The 21,667-nt window shown below is 49.6% G+C and carries 19 protein-coding genes; all 19 read right to left on the bottom strand.

Annotation, left to right across the window (positions count from 1 at the left end; translation table 11 throughout):
• Nucleotides 1-72: 72 nt before the first annotated feature.
• The 19 genes from HMPREF0980_RS09975 to HMPREF0980_RS09885 all read right to left on the bottom strand — a co-directional run bounded on the left by HMPREF0980_RS09975 (nt 73) and on the right by HMPREF0980_RS09885 (nt 21,569).
• Nucleotides 73-315, bottom strand: coding sequence for a hypothetical protein (locus HMPREF0980_RS09975; protein WP_049728915.1), 243 nt, complete (start codon nt 313-315; stop codon nt 73-75).
• Nucleotides 316-419: 104 nt separating this feature from the next.
• Nucleotides 420-1,181, bottom strand: coding sequence for an N-acetylmuramoyl-L-alanine amidase (locus tag HMPREF0980_RS09970; RefSeq protein ID WP_049728914.1), 762 nt, complete (start codon nt 1,179-1,181; stop codon nt 420-422).
• A gap of 169 nt (nt 1,182-1,350) precedes the next feature.
• A complete protein-coding gene (locus tag HMPREF0980_RS09965; RefSeq protein ID WP_049728913.1) occupies nt 1,351-2,862 on the bottom strand; it encodes an FGGY-family carbohydrate kinase in 1,512 nt (503 codons plus the stop codon).
• 11 nt (nt 2,863-2,873) lie between these two features.
• Nucleotides 2,874-3,749: a class II fructose-bisphosphate aldolase gene (locus HMPREF0980_RS09960; protein ID WP_049728912.1), complete on the bottom strand. Its 876-nt coding sequence runs from the start codon at nt 3,747-3,749 to the stop codon at nt 2,874-2,876.
• Nucleotides 3,750-3,786: 37 nt separating this feature from the next.
• The gene (locus HMPREF0980_RS09955; protein WP_049728911.1) at nt 3,787-4,761 is read right to left on the bottom strand and encodes an ABC transporter permease; all 975 of its coding nucleotides are present in this window, start codon (nt 4,759-4,761) and stop codon (nt 3,787-3,789) included.
• Nucleotides 4,745-6,253, bottom strand: a complete 1,509-nt coding sequence (locus HMPREF0980_RS09950) for a sugar ABC transporter ATP-binding protein (RefSeq protein ID WP_442855432.1) — start codon at nt 6,251-6,253, stop codon at nt 4,745-4,747. Before HMPREF0980_RS09950 ends, HMPREF0980_RS09955 begins: the two co-directional genes overlap by 17 nt.
• Before the next feature lie 104 nt (nt 6,254-6,357).
• Nucleotides 6,358-7,356 (bottom strand): sugar ABC transporter substrate-binding protein, encoded by a 999-nt coding sequence (locus tag HMPREF0980_RS09945; RefSeq protein WP_049728909.1) that lies wholly within the window; start codon nt 7,354-7,356, stop codon nt 6,358-6,360.
• 100 nt (nt 7,357-7,456) lie between these two features.
• The gene (locus HMPREF0980_RS09940; RefSeq protein ID WP_049728908.1) at nt 7,457-8,332 is read right to left on the bottom strand and encodes a MurR/RpiR family transcriptional regulator; all 876 of its coding nucleotides are present in this window, start codon (nt 8,330-8,332) and stop codon (nt 7,457-7,459) included.
• 467 nt (nt 8,333-8,799) lie between these two features.
• Nucleotides 8,800-9,729, bottom strand: a complete 930-nt coding sequence (pfkB, locus tag HMPREF0980_RS09935) for a 1-phosphofructokinase (RefSeq protein WP_049728907.1) — start codon at nt 9,727-9,729, stop codon at nt 8,800-8,802.
• A gap of 9 nt (nt 9,730-9,738) precedes the next feature.
• Nucleotides 9,739-10,788, bottom strand: a complete 1,050-nt coding sequence (locus tag HMPREF0980_RS09930) for a galactitol-1-phosphate 5-dehydrogenase (protein WP_049728906.1) — start codon at nt 10,786-10,788, stop codon at nt 9,739-9,741.
• 2 nt (nt 10,789-10,790) lie between these two features.
• On the bottom strand, nt 10,791-12,305 hold the full coding sequence (xylB, locus tag HMPREF0980_RS09925) for a xylulokinase (protein ID WP_049728905.1): 1,515 nt from the start codon (nt 12,303-12,305) through the stop codon (nt 10,791-10,793).
• 23 nt (nt 12,306-12,328) lie between these two features.
• Nucleotides 12,329-13,180: a class II fructose-bisphosphate aldolase gene (locus tag HMPREF0980_RS09920; RefSeq protein ID WP_049728904.1), complete on the bottom strand. Its 852-nt coding sequence runs from the start codon at nt 13,178-13,180 to the stop codon at nt 12,329-12,331.
• Nucleotides 13,180-13,977 carry a DeoR/GlpR family DNA-binding transcription regulator gene (locus HMPREF0980_RS09915; protein ID WP_049728903.1) on the bottom strand — a complete coding sequence of 266 codons (798 nt, stop codon included), beginning with the start codon at nt 13,975-13,977 and terminating at the stop codon, nt 13,180-13,182. The genes HMPREF0980_RS09920 and HMPREF0980_RS09915 overlap by 1 nt, the downstream gene beginning before the upstream one ends.
• A gap of 24 nt (nt 13,978-14,001) precedes the next feature.
• Nucleotides 14,002-14,688 (bottom strand): class II aldolase/adducin family protein, encoded by a 687-nt coding sequence (locus HMPREF0980_RS09910; protein WP_049728902.1) that lies wholly within the window; start codon nt 14,686-14,688, stop codon nt 14,002-14,004.
• Between the two features lie 208 nt (nt 14,689-14,896).
• On the bottom strand, nt 14,897-16,438 hold the full coding sequence (locus tag HMPREF0980_RS09905; protein ID WP_049728901.1) for an FGGY-family carbohydrate kinase: 1,542 nt from the start codon (nt 16,436-16,438) through the stop codon (nt 14,897-14,899).
• A 53-nt stretch (nt 16,439-16,491) separates the two neighbouring features.
• Nucleotides 16,492-17,505, bottom strand: a complete 1,014-nt coding sequence (locus HMPREF0980_RS09900; protein WP_330375890.1) for an aldo/keto reductase — start codon at nt 17,503-17,505, stop codon at nt 16,492-16,494.
• 140 nt (nt 17,506-17,645) lie between these two features.
• Nucleotides 17,646-18,530 (bottom strand): D-psicose 3-epimerase, encoded by an 885-nt coding sequence (locus HMPREF0980_RS09895; RefSeq protein ID WP_049728899.1) that lies wholly within the window; start codon nt 18,528-18,530, stop codon nt 17,646-17,648.
• Between the two features lie 49 nt (nt 18,531-18,579).
• Nucleotides 18,580-19,992, bottom strand: coding sequence for a rhamnulokinase (locus tag HMPREF0980_RS09890; protein WP_049728898.1), 1,413 nt, complete (start codon nt 19,990-19,992; stop codon nt 18,580-18,582).
• 29 nt (nt 19,993-20,021) lie between these two features.
• Complete coding sequence (locus HMPREF0980_RS09885; RefSeq protein WP_242847377.1) at nt 20,022-21,569, bottom strand: xylulokinase; 1,548 nt, start codon at nt 21,567-21,569, stop codon at nt 20,022-20,024.
• Nucleotides 21,570-21,667 lie beyond the last annotated feature (98 nt).

The raw sequence follows: 21,667 nt of genomic DNA, 5'->3' as shown, positions 1-21,667 counted from the left end.
GGACAGGGCAAAATGAATTGGGGACGGAGTTTTTCTAGAAAAACTCCGTCCCCAATTCATTTTGCCCTGTCCCTATGCCCGGTTTCTCATCAGAAATATTATGCCTCCAAACAGCCCGAAGATTATCCCGACATAAATCGCGGCGCACATGATGCTTGTCGCATACATCCACACGGATGCACCTGACGCGATGCAGAAAATCAATCCCATTATGAGGGCCGCCGCGGACCAGCATATAATATTGACCGCAAGAAATACACCTGTCGCGGAGTCGTTTTGAAATACTCTATTCGTCAGTTCCCACAATCTTTTCATCACAATACCTCCTCGCTAAATTCATTCCTATCTCTTTGCTGCCTTTATTATAATTTAGTATTGTTAAGGGAACCCGTGGACTGGTGATAAATCTACGTTAAATGTCAGCTGATAATCAGGGTCTGATAGCCGTCCATCTTCAGTCTTCTTTCCATTTCGACCGCATCGCTGAGATTGTCATATCCTCCTACCTGAACGCTTAAGTACGGGCCTGAATCGTCGATAAATGCGGGGTAATCCTGCTCCAGCAGTTCATTGCGCAGGCGTTCCGCATAATTCCAGTTCCTGAACAGGCCGACCTGTACTCTGTAATAGTTCTCTTCAATGACCCCTTCTGAGTTGAGTGCGTCAAGAAAACCTGACGCTATTGCCTGTGCGATGGCATCAAAATTATTATCAAAGAGCATGTTGTCCGTATCCGAATTGATAAATCCAACTTCCACCAGTACCGCGGGCATCTTTGTCCTTCTCAGCACGACAAGGTTCGGCCTGGCTTTTACGCCGAGGTTCACAAACCCTACGGCTTCCAGCTGTGCATTGATGTCCTGGGCCACCTGGTATTTTAATCCTGACAGGTCATATACGAGACTTTCCACCCCCGATACCTGATTATCCGTCGGGAAAGAATTCCTGTGTATGGATAAGAAGAAATCCACCCCCGCATTATTCGCTTTCGTCGCTTTCTCAAATGGTGTCTCATATACATCTGTCGTCCTCGTGTAGGACACATCTATTCCATTGTCCTGCAATATCTCACCCACTGCCAGGGCAAGACGTAACGTGTCGTCTTTTTCCTGTCTGCCGTTGTAGACAGCGCCTGGATCACGGCCGCCGTGGCCCGCATCCACCATGACTGAATATGGCATAAAAAATCCCCTTTCACAACATTCTATAATAGAATATGCAGGGGCAGGGCAATTGGGAACCTACGGTATCCAACAATAGACAAGGCAGTATCTTTTATGGACATGCCGCTTTATCTGAATACAAGTCTGCACCCGTCCCCAATACTTTTTACCAAAGTTATATCCTACTTCAAACATATGATACTCCGTCAGACAGTCTTTCATTAATATCTCTTAACCTTCCATACATCTGCCGATACAGTTCATAACGCTCCTCATATATTCTTGCCGCCTCTGCTTCCGGCTCCACTACGGTTCCTGGCCGTACCATCTGGCCTGCCGCGTCCTTAAGGGAACGATAAAGGCCGAGCACCACCGCTCCAAGAACGGCGCCTCCTAAAGCGCCGGTGTCTGCGCACGCCGAACAATACAGCTCTCTTCCCAGGATACTGGACCTGATCTGCATCCAAAGAGATGATTTGCTTCCGCCGCCGCTTACAACCACCTTTTTGACGGGAATCCCGGCATGGCGGATGCTGTCAAGAATGACCCTGCACTCGAATGCGGTCCCTTCTAGTATCGCTTTGTATATTTCTTCCCTGCTTGTGGCCATCGTAATCCCGATTACTGCCGCCTTCGCCTTTTCATCCATATGCCCCGCCGTTGCCCCGGCAAAATGTGGCACTACAAGCAGATGAGACGGAGGATGGCTCTGCTGTCTATTCAGGCCGGCAAGAATTAGATCCTTTGGTTCCTCAGACCTTCCGAAAAAATGGTCAAGAAACCAGTTTACACCTGCCCCGGCCGCATTATGCCATGCGACGGTATTATATAGATGCGGCCGGACAAAGGGTTCACAGGAGATGAGATTCTCCCGGATGCTTCTGCTGTCTATTCTGCTGCCGAGCACCGTTGTTATCCCTTCCGTCGTCCCGACTGTATTCGAGCAGATTCCCGGCTTTACCGCACCTGCACCGATTGCGTTAAATATGTGGTCGTGGCTTCCCACCAGAACCGGTATATCATAAAAGATGCCAAGCTCCTCTTTTATCTCCTTCCTGAGAGTCCCGGCCACCGTTCCGCCCGGAACCGGATGAGACAGAAGTTCCTTACTGATCTGTACCGCATTAAGGATTTCATCTGACCACCGTTTTTTTCTAATGTCAAAAGCCATCGTCCTTGACGCCATGGAATAGTCTATGACGGCCTCCCCTGTCAGGACAAAGCCTATATAGTCAGTAAAGCACATATATTTCCATACTTTTCTGTGTATCTCCGGATAGTGTTTCCGGATATAAAGCATCTTGTTCAAAGAATATATGTAGCTTAGATTCAGCCCTGTTATCTCCGTGAGTTTTTCCTCTCCAAACCGGCAGGCCACTTCTTTAAGCTCTTCACTCCCCCTGGAATCAGATCCGACAATACTATTCATCAAAACACACCCGTCAGCACCTACCGGAACGACCGCCTCCCCCAGGGAGGCAACCGTAATCAGCCTGATTTTCTCTGTCGGGGATGTATGCAGTACCTCCGCCACCGCCTGAAGCGTCTCTTCCTTTACCTGGACAGGAGAGAGTTCCCGTTTCCTCTCTACAGCCCCATAAGCCCGCAGCGGCCGGTAAGCCCTGGCGCACATATTTCCCCTCTCATCTATAATGGTCGCCTTAATGCCGGATGTTCCGATATCAATTCCTAAAAACATGGCCGCTCCTCTTATGTATGCGACGCATTTTTAAATGCGTTCAATACCTCTACCGTTCTCTCGTATATAATCTCCATCGCCTGATTGGCCAGATTGCAGAAGTTTACCGGATTTTTCGATTCCTGTATCGTCTTCATCAGGTATGGGGCAGGCGCCGTATCAATGGCGGTAAAATAATTGATTTTTTTGATTCCTGCCGTTATAGCTGCCTGAATCTGGTCAAATGGTGTCCCTGAACCGCCGTGCATGCCTAGATGCACATCCCCTGCAAGATGCTTGATCTTTTTAATCCGTTCTATATCCAGATTCGGCTCCCCTGCGTATACGCCATGGACAGTTCCAAAGGATGTCGTCAGCACATCACAGCCCGACCTCTCGCAGAATACCTCTGCCTCTTTCGGATCGGTAAAGTATACGCTTAAGTCTGACAGGTCGCTCGTCTCCTGTCCATGTACATCACTTGGCATGTTATTGGGCATGGCGCCAAGCTCCGCTTCCACCCCTATTCCAAGAGGCTTCACGATATCAACGAACCGCCTGACCTCCTCGATATTCTTCTCCAGCGGAAACCGGGAACAGTCATACATAATTGAAGTACAGCCCAGTCTTACCGCTTTCATACAGTGGTTGAAATCAAAACCATGATCCACATGGACCGAGATTGCCGCTGTTGATTTCTTTGCATAATCCAGCATCAGCGGTACCGCAATCTCTATCGGGACAACACTTTCCTCTGTCTGTGCGTGGTTAATCGTAACCGGCATTCCTGTATCCTCTGCAGCCTCGATTACGGCCCTTAATGATATCTGATTCGGGGTATTGATCGATGCGATCGCAAAATTATTTTTCTCCGCCTCCTGTAACATTTCCTGTAAACTTACTAACATTGTCTCTTCCTCCTTATGTGTTCTCGTATTCTGCTGCTTATCTCTGCTTTCTCTGCTTTATCATGTCCATGGAAACTGCCGCCAGTACCACAAGGCCCTGTACGATCAATTGCCAGAATGAATTGACATTCATCAGGTTCAGCCCATTCTTAAGGACTCCTATGATCAGGACGCCAATCATGGCACTTACCACACTGCCGGAACCGCCCATCAGGCTGACTCCTCCGAGAGCGCTGGCCGCCACTGCATCCATCTCCCAGCCGACCGCGACAGCGGGCTGTCCCGAATACATCCTGGCCGCCATGACAATTCCGGCCCATGCCGCCAGAAAGCCGGACAGCGTATGCACGGTAAACTGCACGACTTTGATATTGATTCCGGAAAACCTGGCGGCTTCCACATTTCCACCTACGGCATACACATATCTCCCCATCCTTGTTTTATTCAGGAACAGCCATATCAAGATAACCCATACTACCGCATAGATGACCGGAAGCGGAATGATGCCGAGCCTCCCTGTTCCCAGATTGGTAAATGCTTTCTCTGTGCACCGGATGGGTTCCGCATTTGTCATAAGGTAAGCAATCCCTCTTGCAATATTCAGCATGGCCATCGTTGCGATGAATGCCGGCACTCTAACCATGGAAACGAAGAAGCCGTTGAATGCACCACATGCGGCTCCTGCCAGAAGTCCCAGCATGATTGCGGCAGGTATGGGCACATGATAGTGGGCAATCATACCTGCCGCGACCGTCCCCCCCAGTGCGAATACGGAACCTACGGATATATCAATGCCGCCTATGATGATACACATCATAACCCCTAATGTCAGAAAGACATTATTGGTCATCTGACGGAGCAGGCTCATCAGATTGCTCTGCGTCAAAAAGGAATCGGACATGAATGTCAAAAACAGACATAATATGACAAGACCGCTGATTATCGCAACATTATCTTTAAGAAACGACTTGTTTCCCGCTGCCACTCTTCTTTCTCTATTTTCCGCCTTCATCAGTTCTTCCCTCCAATGCGTATGATAATATTCTCTCCTGTGAAAATTCTTCCCTGCTGACAGTCCCCGTGAGCCTGCCTTCACTCATCACGCAGATTCTGTCACTCATCCCCATTACTTCCGGCATCTCAGACGAAACCATAATGATGGACATCCCTTTCTTCGTCAGCTCATTCATAATGGAGTATATCTCGGCCTTTGCCCCCACATCGATTCCCCTTGTAGGTTCATCCAGGATGAGCACATCCGGCTTTACCGCCAGCCATTTCGTAATGACGATCTTCTGCTGGTTGCCCCCGCTTAAGTTGCCTGCCCTCTGGCTGTAGGACGGTGTCTTGATTCCCAGCAGCTTCTGATACGTATCCAGCATGTCTTTTTCTTTTTTCTTGTTTACCCGTATCCCTTTGATAAACTCCTTCAGGACGGTAAGCGTCATGTTAAAGCCGACCGTATTTTTCAGTATCAGCCCCTGGAGCTTTCTATCCTCCGGTACAAGCGCAATTCCGGCTCTCATCGCAGACAGAGGGTCATTGATATTCACCCGTCTCCCTTTTACATAGATGTTGCCGCCCTGTAACCTTGTGATACCAAAGAGCGCCTGCATCAGCTCCGTTCTTCCTGCACCGACCAGCCCTGCAAATCCCAGTATCTCTCCTTTATGCAGCTCAAAATTTATATCATGAAGTGTTCCCTCCTGTTCAAGATGCTCAGCCTCCAGGACTACTTCGCCCTTCTCAAAGGTATCCCGTATGTAATAGTTGTCCAGCGCTCTGCCAACCATAAGGGAAATCAGTTCTTCACTGTCCGTATCTTTTGTGGCTACAGTTTGAATCAGTTCCCCGTCCCGCATAATCGTGATGCGGTCCGTTATCTCAAACAATTCTTCCAGCTTGTGGGAGATAAATATGATTGCGGTGCCCTTTTTTCTGAGGTTTCTCACAATCTCAAACAGCATCCGTATCTCATTGTCAGAAAGAGAGGATGTAGGCTCATCCATCACGATAATCTTTGACCGCTGTCTCACAGCTTTTACAATTTCAACAATCTGCTGCTGGGCAACACTAAGGCTGGATACCTTTGCACCGGCATCGATGTCCACTCCCATCTCTTCCAGCGCCTGCTGCGCTTCTCTTCTTGATCTTTTACGGTCAATGTAGCCATATTTATCAGGGGCCTCATCCAAAAACATATTATCCGCAACCGTCATCTGGGGGACGAGTAAAAGCTCCTGATGGATAATGCTGATTCCATGTTCTTTTGCATCTCTGACCGAGTTCATCGCCACCTTGTGCCCGTCTATATAGATGTCTCCCTCCTCAGGGTGGTAGATTCCACCAAGGACTTTTATCAGTGTGGATTTGCCGGCACCGTTTTCGCCGAGCAATGCGTGGACTTCTCCTTTTCTGACCTCCAGACCTACGTTTTTCAATGCATATACACCGGGAAACTTCTTATGTATATTAATCATCTGCAACGCTAATTCACTCAACAACGCTCACCTACTCCCTGCTTTTTTGCTTATAAAGAACAGCATTCGTCTCTTTTATGATGTAAAAAGCCGCCAGCACTATGCTGACGGCAATTATCTGCACTGTCTTACTGCCAACCATCTGTCCCGTAATCTTTCACATTCTCTTTTGTGATTAAGAAAGTATCTACTTTGATTTCTTTATCTACTTTCTCTCCCGCCATGATCTTATTGGCCGCTTCTACACACTGCTTGCCAATATTAATCGGAGACTGTGCCCCGGTACCAGCCATGCCGCCTTCTTCTATAGATTTCTTGGCATCTGGTGAACCGTCACATCCGAATACTGCAATCTGGTCCGTGAGGCCCGCTGACTCTACCGCCGAATACGCGCCTAAGGCGGAAGGGTCATTGATGCAGAAGAATCCAATCAGATCCGAATTAGCTTGTATAATGTTCTCTGCAATGGGCAGTGATTCTGCCGTATCGCCTTTTCCATTCTGCTGTGAAACAATCTCAAATTTGTCTTTTGCATCTCCAAGACCTTTCATAAACCCTTCTACACGCTGCACGCAAGCTGCGGCATATGGCGCATCCAGTATCGCGATCTTGCCGCCGTCCGGATATCTTTCTGCCATAGCCTCGCCGACCACCTGTCCCGCGTATTCATTATTAGAGACCAGGATGGTATCTACTTTATCTTTATCTGTAACATCCGTATCAAAGTTGACAACCGGAATGTCGGCATCCTTCAGCATGTCAAGTGCCGGTGCAATGCCTTCTGAATCCACCGGGCATAAGAACAAGACTTCAATGCCCTGGTTGATCATGTCCTCGATCTGCTGTATCTGCGTAGCGATGTCCTGCTTTGTATCGAGTGTAATCAGCTCGTCACCATTGGCTTCTACTTCTTTACGGATGGAACCTTCAATTGTGGTAAAGAACGGATTGTTCATAGTCATACATGTAAAACCGTACTTATGCCCTCCGCCTTTGTCTTCACTGTCTTCAGCTGCTCCGCTTTTGGCGTCCTCTTTCGGACTTTCCTCTTTACTGCCGCATGCCGTCAGTGCCATACTCATGACCATTACTGCTGACAGCATCGCAACCATGATTCGTTTCTTCATAGCCTTTTCCTCCTTAAAATAGATTGTTTGTCGTGAAGTGTATTCTCTGCCCGGTACCAGGCAAATCACCTTTTTCATATTGTATAAAAAGTCCTTGACGTTACATCTTCTCTTCTTCCACTGCTTCTATCGAAGTATTGATATATTTATCTGATATTTCCTTGTCTTTCAGATACAGCAGTATATACAGGCAGTCCAGCATAATCATCTGGGTTACCGTCGCGCAGGACGGCTCATAGCCAAAATTAAGATTTTCATTGTTCACAGTCTTCAGGACGATGTCTGCAAATTGTTCCAGCGGAGTATTGTCATAACTTGTGACTGCTATTGTAACGGCACCTTTTTTTCTTGCCCGCTCCATATTAGCCACAACCATTCTTGACCGTCCGTATGTGCTGATTCCAATTACAACATCCTCTTTTTCTGCCAATGATGAAGCAATCGCGCCGTCATGTGCATCCGTGTAAAGGCAAGGGCTCATGCCAAGCCTGCTGAGTCTCTGGCGAATGCTTTTTGCAGTAACCTGGGAACGGCCCTGGGCAAATATCATAATCCGCCTCGCATCTGCAATTGCTTCAACGGCATGTACAATCTTATCTGTATCCAGAATGCTGAGCGTGTCCGTTATCGTCTGGATGTTCATGGAGAACACCTTGTTACAGATTGTAGACACATCGTCATCCTCCTGGATACTCCCATAACTGAGCGCAGACTGTTCTCTTTTTGTATTAACTTTGGCCATCTGAAGCACAAAGGCCTGGTAATTCTGAAACCCTATCTCTTTTACGAACCTCGTAATTGTAGCTTCACTGACCCCGCTTTCCTTTGCAAGCTGATGAATCTGTATGCCGTCGAGCTTCTCGAAATTTTCCAATATATATTTGGCAAGCTTGTTCATGGCCGGGCTCATATGATGCATATTACGTTTAATATTGATAAGTATTTCTGGTGTTGCGGTATTACTGAGTTTTTTCATTCATCCTCCTGGTATAGAAATAATTTTTATGAATACTATATTTATGTTTTATATTTTCATGAAAACTATTTTCAACATAATAATATCAATGATTATCTTTTTTGTCAACAACTATTATTTCTTTTTTATCAGCAAGGACTTTTTATACAATATTCACAAATAACCTATTCTTATTGAACTGCTAACGTTCAATAAGGCATTTTATATTTATGCACCTCCTTCGATTTACCCTACATTGACATGCCTGTCTCCTAGAATTTCCTTGAAAATCATTTTCAGACAGAAACACCTTACTGTTATTATAAATTCAAATCAGCGCAGTGCAATCAAATATTTGCATTTCCTGAATTTTTTACACATTTTATTTTTGATTCTGGAAACGAAAACGGCGGCAGACAGATATTGTCTACAGCCGTTCCATACAATCAGCAAGATATTAAATATACTATACATTTTACGATAACACTTTATAATCTTTGAATCTCGACCTTGTCATATATCCTCTTCATGTCTTCCACATCAAAGATTCCGGTCTCATCCTGCAGCGCCGCGGCGGCAGAGATGGCGCCGGCCTTCCGAAGCGTCTCTTCCATTCCGCAGCCTTCCTCCAGCCCGAGGGCAAATCCGGCAATCATAGAATCGCCGCAGCCCACCGTATTTACCGTGTCAAGCTTTGGCACCACGGCACGGTAGATGCCTTCCCCGCACACGACGAGAGAGCCGTCGGCCCCAAGGGATACTGCCACATTCTCTACGCCGGCTTCGTGGATAACTTGCGCCGCTTCAATGATATCGTCCATCCTGCCGCAGTCCTTCCCTGTGAGCATTCGTATTTCATCGATATTGGGCTTGATGAGAGACGGCCTTGCTTCTATTCCCTGGTCGAGAAGCGTACCGCTCGTATCGAGTATGACCTTTCTGCCTGCCTCTTTCGCTATGGCGATCAGACGCTGGTAAGCCGTGCCGTCAAGCCCCCGGGGAATACTTCCCGAGACGGCCACTACATCCGCACGTCCGGCAAGCTCCCGGTATTGGTCTATAAACCGCGCGAAATCTGCTTCTCTCACCGTCAATCCTGGTTCGAGCAGTTCCGTCTGGATGCAGTTCTTCTCATCCCAGATGTTCACGCAGGAACGGCTTTCCTCGTCTACATGGCAGAACGCACACGTTACTCCAAAGTCCCCGAGCGCTTCCTCAATATACTTTCCTGCATGTCCGCCTACAAAACCAGTCGCTGTGGTCTGTCCCCCCGCAATCCGGATCACCCTGGACACATTCAGTCCTTTCCCTCCGGGCGTATACTGGCAGTGCTTCAGCCGGTTGACTTCACCTACCTTAAATTCTTCCAGCACATACCGCTTATCAATTGACGCATTCAATGTAACTGTCAGTATCATGGCAACCTCCTAATCTTCGTTGACGAGCAGCACTTTTCCTTTGACGAGCCCCGGTGTCTTAAACATCTGAAACGCCTCCTGTGCCTGATTCATAGGCATCTTCTTATAGATGAAGCCCGGATCAAATTTCAGCTGCCCTGTTGCAAAATAATGTGCGGTCAGCTCCCACTCTTTTCCTGGGAACGGGGCGCTGTACGACATCCAGGAACCTGTCAGCTTGAATTCCTTCCGGTTCATGTTCTCCCACATCCCCGGGGTAAATGTCAGGTCAACGTGGGGCGTCCCGATGAAGCATACATGTGCCTTGTTGGCTGCCAGTTCAAACGCCATCTGCATCGTCGGCACCTGCCCTGCCGTTTCAAACACATAGCTGTAGCCCTTGCCGCCGGTAATATCCATCGCTTTTTCCATATAATTCTCTTCGGACGTATTCACGGCCTCGTCAGCGCCAAGCTTCTTCGCAAGTTTCAGACGCTCTTTGCTTATATCAAACACGACGACTTTCTTGGAACCGAATATCTTTGCCCACTGCATCGTAAACATGCCAATCGTTCCTCCGCCAAGTACAGCTACGTATCCGCCCCCCTTGTAATCATTCTGGAACACGCCGTGGAGCGCGACGGTAGACGGTTCAAACATCGCACCCTGCTCATAGGAGACAGACTTGTCAAATACAACCGCATTCTGTTCCGGGATTATGACGTAATCTGCATTGCTTCCCTGCTGTCTGGAACCGATAAAGCTGTATTTCTTGCAGAGAGAGAAATTGCCGTTCTGGCAGTCGTCGCATTTCATGCACGGCAGAAGAGGCGCGCCTGACACTCTGTCCCCGACCTTTACCTTAGTGACCCCTTCTCCGGTTTCCACAACATCTCCGGAAAACTCGTGTCCGAGGACAATCGGATAAAAATGTACTCCATTGTGAAGTACCCTTGGAATATCGGAGCCACATATGCCAGATGCCTTTACCTTCACCTTTATCATTCCGGGTTCTGCCATCGGCTCCTCATATTCCAGATACTGCACATCCTCATTTGCACATACAACTGCTGCTTTCATCGTTATCCTTCTCCTTTCATGACTGCTTTGAGATTCTCATACAGCTTCAGATATACGTTATAATTTCTATCATACACTTCCTTCTTCCCGATGTCGGGCTCGTGGTACCGCTTCTCTACGACCGTCTTCTTGACAGCCTCCTCAAAGCTTCCGTACATGCCAACCCCGACACCCGCAAGGATGACAGCCCCCAGCGTCGTGGCTGTATCGGAGGACGGGACGACAATCCTCTTACCGGTTACATCGGACTTTATCTGCGTCCAAAGCAGGGAATTGGCAGATCCGCCCATGGAACGAAGCTCACTGACCGATGCTCCCGCCTGTTCGGCCACATCCAGATTGTGTCTCAGCGACAGGGCCACCCCCTCCATCGCCGCTCTGATAAAATGTCCTTTCGTCTTGCTGAAATCCAGTCCGTAATAGACGCCCTTTGCATCTGGATCCCAGATGGGCGAACGCTCCCCGGACATATAAGGAAGGAACACTACGCCGTCGCTTCCCGCCGGAACTGTTTCTGCCAGCTCATTAAAAAGTTCCAGCGAACTCTTTCCGGCCTCTTTCCCCTTCAAGCGCTCATAGTCTGCGAATTCATGTTCCAGCCAGCGCATGACGCCTCCTCCTCCGACTGTCCCGCCCTGAAGGATCCACTGCCCCGGAACGGCATGGCAGCTTAAGATGAGCCGCTCATCCGCCTTGTATGTATCCATACAGATGCTCATGCCTCCGGCTTGCCCGCCCTGTTCCTGCGTCTCGCCAGGATGTATGGCGCCGGCTCCAAGCGTTCCGCATGCAGCGTCGAGCGCCCCTGCCACGACAGGGATCCCTTCTGCCAGGCCACACTCCTTTGCTGCCCTGGCAGTCACGGTACCGATGACCTCATGGCTCGCGCAGATCTCCGGCAGCATCCCGGGGTCCATCCCCAGCTCACGGCACATATCCTTATCCCACGTACCGTGCCTCATGCTGAAGCAATGGTGCCCGTACCCCTGTGTGAGTTCCTGCGTTACCTCTTTCGTCAGCTTAAATGCAATATAGCTGTTGGACTGCAAGATCTTGTCTGTGTTCCTGTACACTTCCGGCATCTGCTCCTTATACCAGAGCACCTTTGGCGTAGTATAAGAAGGCTTGAATGGATTGCCGCACACGTCAAATATTCTGTTCACGCCAATCCGGCGGCCCGTCTCCTCACAGATATGAGCCGCTCTCGTATCCATCCAGATTGGCGTGTTGGCCAGTACATTTCCATCCCCGTCGATTGGTATGGCCGACCAGCTCTGCCCGTCAATACCGATGCCCGCGATGTCAGACGGCCGTATCCCGCCCTTCGCTATCACTGTTTTGACTGCAGCGCAAACCGCCTGCCACCACTCCTCCGGATTCTGTTCTGCCCATCCCGGATGGGGATAATATACATGGTAGCTCCCGCTGGCACTGGCCTTTACCTGGCCGTTTCCATCAAATACCGCAACCTTGCATGCACTCGTTCCAATATCGATTCCTAATAAATACTGTTCCATAGCACCACTCATTCTTTCCGCTTCTAATATGCCTTGCCGTCACATCCACATACCTTCATACGGCCCTTGACAAGCTCTTTCACAGCTTCCATACCGACATTCCCAAGCTTCTTCGGGTCAAATGTCTCCGGCTTCTCTTCCAGAAGCTTCTTGCATGCCTCCGTATATGCAACACGCAGCTCCGTCGCGAAATTCACTTTGCACATTCCTCTTCTGACACATTCCCTCACATCTTCATCACGAAGGCCTGATGCGCCATGGAGTACGAGAGGCACCGGTACGACTTCCTTAATCTCGCTCACCCGCTCCTTATCCAGCACCGGCGTACCCGCATAGAATCCGTGGGCTGTTCCGATGGCGATTGCCAGAGAGGATACTCCTGTCCTTTCGGCAAACTCTTTTGCCTCCGCAGGGTCGGTATTCGTATCTGCGTCAGCCTCAAGGTCATCCTCCTTGCCGCCCACCTTGCCAAGCTCTGCCTCGACAGGGATACCACAGGCCTTTGCCACATCAGCCACCTTTTTCGTAAGTGCGATGTTCTCTTCAAAGTCTTCATGTGAACCGTCAATCATGACAGAGGTATAGCCTGCTTTCATTGCCTGAACCGCAAGTTCAAAGCTGCTGCCGTGGTCCAGATGAAGGCAGACGGGAACGGTGGCCTTCCCTGCTTCCGCCGCGGCCATCCCATAATACGTATCAAGCGAACCATATTTTACTGTAGATGGTGTCGTCTGCAGCATGACCGGTGCCTTGACCTCCTCCGCCGCACCTATGACGGCCTTGACCATCTCCATATTCTCTACATTAAACGCGCCTACGGCATATCCGCCCTTCTGGGCATCCAATAACATTTGTTCTGATGTTACTAATGGCATTATTTTATCTCCTTTTCCTTTGACTCTTTCTCTTTACCTGGATAGATACATTCAATTCTGTTCTTTTCAAACTCCTGAAGCCACTGTCCGCCCGGCTTCCTGTCCGTCACGATCTTCGTCAGATCAGTCCACTCGGCAACTTTTGTAAACGCAATCTCGCCAAACTTAGAGCTGTCCGCTACGAGTATCCTCTCCTTTGCCGACCTGAGCATCATCTTCTTACTGTTCGCGTCCTGCTCATCTGAATCTGTGATGCCTGCCTCCAGGCTGAGCCCTTTGCAGGAAATGACTGCCTTGTCCACATGGTAGGACTGAATCATACGGTCAGTATGCGGACCGACAAGGGCAAACGACTTCTCCCGCGATACGCCGCCCGTCGAGATAACGCTCCATTCGGGCATATCAAACAGTTCCACGATAATCTCAACGGAATTGGTAATCACGGTAAGCTTCTTCTTTTCTTTGAGCGCTTTGGCTATATACACATCTGTGGAACTGGCGTCCAGCATGATGGCTTCTCCGTCCCGGACCATCCCGACTATCAGGTCTGCCATCTTCTGCTTTTCAACAATCTTCTGATTCTTTCTTATATTGAAGGGCAGGTCGAAGATGCTATGCTCGTTCAGCACCGCACCTCCATAACTCTTTATGACGAGCCCGTCGTTTTCCAGCTTTTCCAGGTCTCTGCGGATCGTCTCCTCAGACACTTGGTATGCCTGGCTCAACTCACTGACGACGACTCTTTTCTCCTTCTGCAGACGTTCCAGTATGTCATTCCGTCTTTCTATTGCAAGCATTCTAACACCTCCGAATTCCGTGTTCTACTTCTCCGTCTTATCCATGTCAGCAGGATGCCTTCCTGTAAGCCCATACTGCTTCCTCATGCCGTAAAGCCTTTTGACCTGCTCTTCATCAAGCACCTGCGGCCCTCCCACCTGCATGGCCTGGTATAACAGCCGCGCGTAGAATTCCAGCGATTCCATCTTATGATAGGCGCCAAGGAGCGAGTCTCCATATGTGAGCGCACCGTGGTTCTCAAGAAGAACCGCGTCATAATATGGAAGGTACTCTGCGATTGCATCCGGTATCTCTTCCGTGGACGGCGTCCCATATCTTGCGAGCGGCACCGTGCCAAGTGCTATGACCGCCTCCGGCATGATAGGCTGTGTCAGCGCCATGCCGGATACGGCGAATGTAGTTGCATACATAGGATGTGCATGTACCACCGACCTTACATCTTCTCTTTCCTTATACACGCGCATATGCATCTTTATCTCAGAAGATGGCTTGAATCCTTCATTCGCTTCGATAACATTTCCTTTTGCATCCACTTTGCATATGTACTCCGGTGTCATAAAGCCTTTGCTGACTCCCGTCGGGGTACATAAGAATTCGCCGTCATTTAATTTGACCGAAAAGTTACCGTCATTCGCCGCGACCATTCCTCGGCTGTATACTCTTTTTCCTATCTCGCACATCTCTTTTTTGATATCAAGTTCGCTCTGCATGTACATATCCTCCTTATTCTGACATGGTTGGATTGCCTTTGTTTTTCGTTGTTTCTAAGTTGATACTATCATACAATTCCATGTAATTCAACTAAAACATTTGTGGTTTTATGTTGTTTTTATATTTGTTCACAGTCTAAAGACATGCAAAAGGCAGGAGGCCGCCTCCCTGTCCACGGGAAACAGCCTCCTGCCCTCCATATCCGGTCTACAGCTGCTGCACTTTGGTAAGCTCTTTCATGTCCTCCTTCAGATGACTGTAGATATTTTTATAGAGCCTGAAATACTCGTTATATTTTTTGTGGTTTTCTTCGTCCGGCATGATCTTCTTATCCAGCACCTGCCACTTCTTCACTTCCTCATATGTAAGAATCCCTGTCCCGATTCCTGCCAGCATGACATCTCCCATGTTCGCTTCTACATCATAGATAGGGCAGACGACCGGATATCCTGTCACATCTGCAAATATCTGCCGCCATACTTTGGACTTCGTGACACCTCCGGCGATAAGGATATATTCTCCCAGATCCTCTCCCGTCGCCTCCATAGCATCGCGCAGACAGTATGCAACCGCCTCCAGGAAGGCGCGGTAGATATGTCCCTTCGTATGTGTAAGAGACAGTCCTACTATCGTACCCTTCGCGTCAGAATCCCACACCGGGCTTCTCTCCCCCATAAAGTACGGCAATACGACCAGGCCCTCGCTGCCGGCCGGAATATCTTCCGCCTGGGCGTTCAGCACATCGTATACGCTTGGGCCGCCGTTCTTCTGGTTCTCTGCCTCCCACTGGCAGAGCGTATTCCGGAACCACTTGATAATAGCACCTGCCGTGTTGCCACCGGCGAAATAGTATGAAAGGTTCTTCGCATCATACAGGTACGGCCATATAATTAGCCCCTTCCCTTTTACCGGCCTGTCGGAAATGAGCGCGGCGCACATGGAAGTCCCTATCGCCGCCGCGTACACGCCTGCTTCAAATACACCGAGCCCGATGTTGGCAGCGCCGCAGTCGATACCTCCTGCTATGACAGGAAGCCCTTCCCACAGGCCAACCTCTTCCGCCATATCCTTTTTGAGGCCTCCGACGATATCCGTAGATTCCACTATGCGCTGCGGCATCATGGAAAGCGGGATATCCATAGCGTCAAGCAGTTCTTCGGACCATACGCGGTCGTTCATATCAAAGATGCCGCCGATATTTCCCGCGGAAGAATAATCGATGGCGACTTCTCCCGTCAGCTTGTAAATCACATAATCATTCGGAGGGAGGAACAACTTGGTCCGGGCCCAGTTCTCAGGCTCGTTATTCTTCATCCAGAGAATCTTCGTGTATCCATAATAAGGATCCGCACCGTTATGTGTAATCTGGAGCAGCTTCTCCTCGCCGATGTGGTCAAGCGCCCACTGCGTCTCCTTCTGTGCACGTCTGTCCATCCATATCATACAAGGTCTTACAGGCTTCATCTCCTCGTCAAGCGGTATCCCGGAACCTCCATACAATCCGCTGATGGCAATCCCCTTGATCTCTTCCCTTTTGACGCCGGATTCTTTCGCCGCTTTCTCCACGGTCTTGCGGATAGATTCTTTGGAAGCCTCATACCAGACATCCGGCCACTGCTCTGCCCAGAGCGGTCTCGGCGTAAGCACGTCATATTCTTCCAGATCCTGTGCAATCAGCTTCCCCTTCGTATCCATAAGAATCGTCTTAGTTCCTGATGTTCCAATGTCCGTTCCCAATAAATATTCCATTGCATATCCTCCTAATCATAATCTCCAATTTATTCTACAGTCCCAGATGTCCCTTAACGCTTATTCCACTCATCCTCGCCATCCCAGATGTCCCTCCAGCTTTCGGCTCCTTCCCAGAGGAATACCTTTCCTTTGATAAGGCGGGCGTTCCTGTCGGCTTTTCGCAGCGTCTCCATCTCGGCCTCTGTAAGAAAATCTTCCGTCGCACATCTTAAGTTGCCTGCGTATTCTGCCGGATATACTGAAAATGGAATCGGTACATGTCCCCTCTGTACCGCCCATTTCACACATATCTCTGCGGGATGGCAGTGATGCGCCCGGGCAATCTCCCGAAGTTCGTCCATCTCGAATGTAACTACATCCCCTTCTTCCGTATCACGCTTTGGCCTGCACGGAGATCCCATCGGGCTGAAAGCAACCGGCAGGATATCATGTCTGATGCAGTATTCAAAGAGCTTGGGCTGCTGGAAGGCAGGATTCATCTCCACTTCCAGGACAACAGGCTTGATCCTGCAAAGCGGGAGCACCTGCTTAAGCTTCGTGATTGTCATATTAGACATGCCAAGACTTCTGACAAGCCCCATGTCAACCAGACGTTCCATCTGCCTCCATACGGACATATACTCCTCTGCCGAATACGGAACCGCATCCGGGTTCCTGCCATCCAGCACGGCCCCCGGAGCATGGTAGTTCGGGAACGGCCAGTGCACCATATACACGTCCACATAATCAAGGCCAAGATCCCGGAGGCTCCTGGCACATGCCACAAGAACATCCCCTTGTCCGTGCATGTCATTCCAAAGCTTTGTCATAACGGTCAGTTCCTGCCTCTGTACGATTCCTTCCGCAAAGGAACGGGCCAGCACCGTGCCGATATCCCTCTCGTTGCCGTAAGCTGCCGCACAGTCTAAAAGGCGGTATCCGGCCTTTATCGCTCCGTATACCGCATCAGCCACTTCCTGCGGGGCATATCGGTCATTGCCGAATGTCCCCATGCCGATGCCGGGGATAACCATCCCGTTGCTCAGCCTTCTCTGGGGAACTGCCGCCGGATTCACACTCTCCATACGCATCCTCCTCATCCTCTGCCGGACAGACGGATGACAGGATACCGCCACCCTGTATCCGCCCGGATTCTTTGATTGCAATATTAAGTAAACTAGTTTTATAAAACCTATTTATATATTAAACCATTGTCAATCCTCTGTCAATCCAAATTGCACGAATTCCATTCCAGCATATACCTTTGAAATTCTACCGCACGTCTGGCATCTTCATCCAGTCTCTCCTCATCTGCCCCACGGCTGATATCTCTCCACACCTTGATGTCAGATCCGACCTGGCCTCCCATGCGTACGAAAGGTTCCATCACTACCGTTCCGTCGTATCCGATATCGCGGAGGGCATCCCCTATCTCACGCCACGGCGTGCGCCCTTTTCCGGGAACCATACGGTTACATTCGCCTGTATGGAAGTGTCCAAGCAGCTTTCCTGCACGGCGTATCGCATCTCCGATACTGGATTCTTCGATATTCATGTGGAACGTATCCAGCATAACCTTTACGTTGTCCATGCCCACTTCTTCCACAAACTTCACACCTTCTTCTGAAGTGTTCAGGATATGGCTTTCAAAGCGGTTCAGGACTTCCATGCCCATATTGATGCCATACTGTCCTGCTATCGGAGCCAGATTCTGCATTCCCTCCACGCTCCGCTTCCAGTCCTCTGCCTTATCGGCCGAAGCGAAGTCCACAGGCCAGTAGGAGTAGAGTGCTCCTCCTATGAGGCGGATGTCCAGGGCCGCCATCACTGCAAACAGCTTCTTATACCACTCAAGCGCCTCTTCCCTTATCTTGGCATCTGAAGAACCTATGTTGTGGTTGACGGTCGGGCCATACCCGGCTGTCAGCATAATCCCGTTGTCATCTGCGCACTTCTTCAAATCCATAACATCCTGCTGCGAGTAGTCCGGCAGCGGCGCGGCTCCAATTTCCAGCAGATCAAATCCCAGCTTCGCCACCTTCTCGATATAGCGTTTATAGTCTGCCGCCCACTCTTGTTCCCAATATGCGTAATAAATACCATGTTTCATTTTTGTCTCCTCCTTCAGGATATAATTTTTATTACCAGTCCCGCCCGTATTACCGTGCAGGATAGTGATACACTTTAATGTCAAATGATCTATGAATCATGCTCCTTGCCTCATCCTTACCGGAAAATTCTCCACGGTAGATCATCTGTGCCGCGATGTTGCCGATGGCCGTCCCTTCCGTCGGGCCGACATGGACCTCTTTTCCTGTCGCTCTGGCTGTCAGCTTGTTCAGATATTCCGCGTTGCCGCCCCCTCCGACGATATGTATTCTCCGGTATGTTCTTCCGGTAGACGCTTCGATTCCCTTAATCGTCCTGTCATAACATTCTGCGAGACTTGCGTATACGCATGTGGCAGTCTCACCCAGTGTCTCAGGCACCTGCTGTCCCGTCCTCCTGCAGTAATCCTTTATCTCTTCTATCATGTTGTCTGGAGCCATAAAGCAGTTATCTGTCACATCAACTCTGGACGGAAAACTGTCCGCTTCCGCCGCCATGGCACATATCTCTGCGAAGCTGTATCTGTCGTCCAGATTATGCCTTACGGACTGAATCATCCATAGGCCCATAATATTGCGCAGATAACAGATTTTCGAATCGTATCCTCCCTCATTCGTAAAATCATTGGCACGGCTCAATTCCGTGCAGTCCGGCGTGTCCCTCTCCACCCCGAGCAGAGACCATGTGCCGGAACTGATGAAGGCATAATCGTCATCGTTAGCCGGGACCGCCAGAATTGCAGACCCAGTGTCATGGGTACAGGGCAGCACGATATCCATGTCAAATCCAAATTCCTCCACGAGTTCCGGGCGCAGCTTCCCAAGCTTTTCCCCCGGCATCGCGATGCGCTGAAACATCTCTCTGGGAAGCTCAAGCCTGTCTATAAGCTCATAATCCCAGTTTCTCCTTCGGGCATCGATAAGCTGAGAAGTAGTCGCTTCCGTATATTCGTTTACCTTCACCCCGGTCAGCAGAAAGTGGAAAAAATCAGGCACAAACAGCAGCGCCTTTGCCCGGTCCAGATATCCGGGACTATGTTTCTTCTCTGACATGAGCTGGAATATCGTATTGAACATCATCTTTTCAATTCCGGTCCTTTCATACAGCTCTTTCTCCGGAATGATTCTGTATACCTCTTCGTCCATGCCGTCCGTGCGTCTGTCTCTATAGCCCACCATATCGCCGAGCACTTCGTCATTTTCATCGAGAAGGACATAATCCACTCCCCATGTGTCTATGCCCATGCTGACCGGAATCTTACCTATATCTTTGCATTTTTTAATACCACTCTTAATATGTTCAAACAGCTTCCTGTAGTCCCAGCAGAGATGTCCCTCTTTTTTTATCATTCCATTCTGAAAACGGTATACCTCTTCCAAAACTATCCTTCCATCTTCTATACTTCCAAGAATATGGCGTCCGCTGGACGCTCCGATATCCACCGCCAAATAGTAAACCGGCATCGCCTTTCCTCCTCTCTGATTAGATGTTTTCATAGTCCAAAACGTGACTCCAGCTCATAATATGCCCTGAGGCATCTGTATCCTTCTTCAAATAGCGTCTTTTGCCTAACATATGCTTCTCTGTTATGAGTGTCGGGATGAAAGGTAAGCTCAGGCTTAACAAACTGGCGTATCACAGAAAAGTCTCTGAATGCTCCGACACCAACCCCCGCAATCACCGCCGCAGCAACAGAAGTAGCCGTCTCCACATGATCCAGCCGGTGCAGCGTAACCCCTAGAACGTCTGAGAGAATCTGAGCGACAACGTTTCCCTTAGCCCCTCCTCCCGTCAGCATCAGTTCCTCTACGTGTGCATGTTCTCTATGTGCGCTCAGTATCAAGTCCAGATTCATCGCCACGCCTTCCAGAACCGCCCTGACATAATCGCATTTCTCATGCTCCATCTTGATTCCGAGAAAGCTTCCGGAAGTATCCGGATTCCATCTCGGACTCCGCTCCCCGAGCATATATGGCAGAAACACAAGGCCCTTTGCCCCGGCAGGCGAACGCATGACGAGCCTGTTCAATATATCATATACCGATGTGCCTTCCTTCTCTGCACGCCGCTCCTCCTCCCGGCACAATGCCTTCTTGATATAGGAATAAGAGCTCCCCGCCGCCTGCATCGTGCCACATGGCATATATTTCCCCGGAATGACGTGGCCAAAGCAGATCAGCGTCTTATCTTTGTCCAGAAATACCTCATCCGATGTCCCTGCTATCCAGGCGGACGTACCAAAAGAAAGAAACATCTGGCCTTTCTCTATGCTTCCTGCTCCAAGCGCTGAGCACGGTCCGTCACCGCCTCCGCATACGACCTTCGTCTCCGGAGCAATGCCAAGCGCCGCAGCAGCTTCCGGGAGCATCTGGCCGATGACATCTGTAGACGCATGCAGCTCCGGCATCTTTTCCTCCTCTATCTCCGCCGCGTCAAGAATCTCCCGCGACCACTCCAGTCTTCTGAGGTCAAAAGCATCCGTACCAGACGCTTCTGAATAATCCGTCACAAATCTACCCGTCAGCCTGCAGATGATATAATCCTTCGCCAGCAGCATCTTATAAGTCTGTCCGTATAGTTCCGGCTCATTGTCCCGTATCCACATCAGCTTCTCGATACTATAGCTGGCGCTCGCCCTGTGCCCGTTCAGTTCATACATCCGCTCTTCACCGACGCGCTCTACAAGCTGCCGGGCCTGTACTTCCGCCCTTAAGTCTGCCCATATCATAGCCGGGCGCAGTACATTGCCCTTCGGGTCCACGATAACACATGCCTGCATCTGGGAAGAAAATGAGATGCCGAGTATATCTGCGGGGCATATTCCTTCCACAATCTTCCTTGTAGCCGTGCACACCGCATTCCACCAGTCAAGGGGATCCTGTTCCGCACAATTCTTCTGGAAAAAATGTACATCATAAGACACCGTGCAGCTCTTTATCAGCCTGCCATCTGTCGTAAACAAAGACGCTTTATTGCTTGATGTTCCCATATCATGGGCAATCAGGTATTTATCCAATCCTCTTCTCCCTCTCTCTGTCATTTTCCGCCTTCTCTGGCCTGACCTTCCGTCTGCCCGGCCCATTGCGATTATTATACCATACGATATGCAAAAAGTAAACTTAAGAAATATATTTACTT

It is taken from the genome of Dorea sp. D27 (genome assembly GCF_001185345.1).
Taxonomy (GTDB): domain Bacteria; phylum Bacillota; class Clostridia; order Lachnospirales; family Lachnospiraceae; genus Extibacter.
Note: the sequence above shows the minus strand (reverse complement) of the source record. Positions and strands in the feature narration are given on the sequence as shown.